Origin of the sequence: Sedimentibacter hydroxybenzoicus DSM 7310, from assembly GCF_013403245.1 — a bacterium.
Lineage (GTDB): Bacteria > Bacillota > Clostridia > Tissierellales > Sedimentibacteraceae > Sedimentibacter > Sedimentibacter hydroxybenzoicus.
This window is the reverse complement of sequence record NZ_JACBNQ010000061.1, coordinates 1-1,337: the sequence shown is the minus strand read 5'-3', so window position 1 is coordinate 1,337 and position 1,337 is coordinate 1. Positions and strand designations below refer to the sequence as shown.

Below are 1,337 nucleotides of genomic sequence, written 5' to 3'. Positions count from 1 at the left end.
CGCTAAATGCAAGTTAAAATGAAACACTTTTTTTAACTCTGTTAAAATGTATTGTTGTTCCATAATAATAACTTTTATACATTAGTCTGTGTTCTTCTCCCCTATAGGGGAGAATTTTTTTGCTTTTTATTGTTATGCGCCCTTCTTTAATACTTCTTGAACTACTTCCCTGGCGCTTTTACCATTCAATATTTTTCTCGGATATGTGTTTAACCATTCTTGAATCTCTAAAATCTCTTTTGTGCTGTATTTTGCTATTGCACATCCCTTAGGAATAAATCTCCTTAGTTGACCATTTAACTGTTCATTTGTACCTCTTTCCCATGAATGATAGGGATGACAATAATAAATCTGAGTACGCAATATACCTCGTCTACTTACACACGATTGTTCCAAGTTCATCCAATCCAAAAATTCACTTCCGTTATCCACGGTTATAGACTTAAACATTGCTCTAAAATGCTTAAATCCAATCTTCTTTTCCAATTGATCTAATTGTCGCTGTACTTCTTTTTGTGTTTGTGAATGTAACTTAAATATAAATGTATTTCGACTCATTCGTTCTACAAGCACAAGCAAGCATGCTCTGCCTTTTCCTCGACCCGACTCCACACAGTCCATCTCCCAATGTCCCAACTCACTTCGTTCATTAGCCTCTTTGGGGCGATCGTCTATACGTTTTGCATTAATGTCTTTTATTCGTCTTGTCACTCGCGTATATTTTCTTTTTGAACTTTTTCCTTTTCGGGGTAAATCTTTCTTTGTTACATTAAGCAGTAGTTCGCGATTAATATAATTATATAGGGTACGAACTGATATTGGTGTATTCTTAAAACTGTAATCTTTTTTTAGCTTTTCTATGGTAGCATAAGGAGAATAATTCTCCTTTACAATTAATTCTTCAATCTTCTTTGCTAATTCATTATTCTTTCCTATCTTTAAATGCGTTCCTTTTGCACTTGCCTTCTCGTCATAATCTTCTTGTGCCTTTATGGCTGAATAACTGATTACTTCTCGCCATTCAGAATCTCTCAATACTACTTTTCCCCGTTTTAATTCCCTGCTTAATGTAGCCGGGCTAACGCCCATTCTTTCAGCCATCTTTCTTTGACTAATTTTATCTTTTTTGGGTCTATAATTGTTTTTGTTGACGATGGCTTCTAATTCTTCGCGTTCTTCGAAAGATAAATGTTTCCCTTTTTGTCGTGTTCTGATACAATATACTAAGCTCATGATCTTCTCCGTTTCTGTTTATTGTGGTGATTAACATTATAACAGAGAAGCTCTCATGAGCGTTATTTATTTAATTGTGTTTCATTTAATTTTACATCTCGCCA

At 34.5% G+C, this 1,337-nt stretch carries 1 protein-coding gene; it reads right to left on the bottom strand.

Annotated features, from left to right (window positions below):
- Positions 1 to 132: 132 nt before the first annotated feature.
- Entirely contained in the window at positions 133 to 1,233 is a 1,101-nt protein-coding gene (locus HZF24_RS18695) for an IS30 family transposase (RefSeq protein WP_179239886.1), read from the bottom strand.
- Positions 1,234 to 1,337 lie beyond the last annotated feature (104 nt).

Bases quoted from the DNA above. Each gene is read 5' to 3' on its own strand.
- HZF24_RS18695 (WP_179239886.1), bottom strand. From the start codon at position 1,233: ATGAGCTTAGTATATTGTATCAGAACACGACAAAAAGGGAAACATTTA.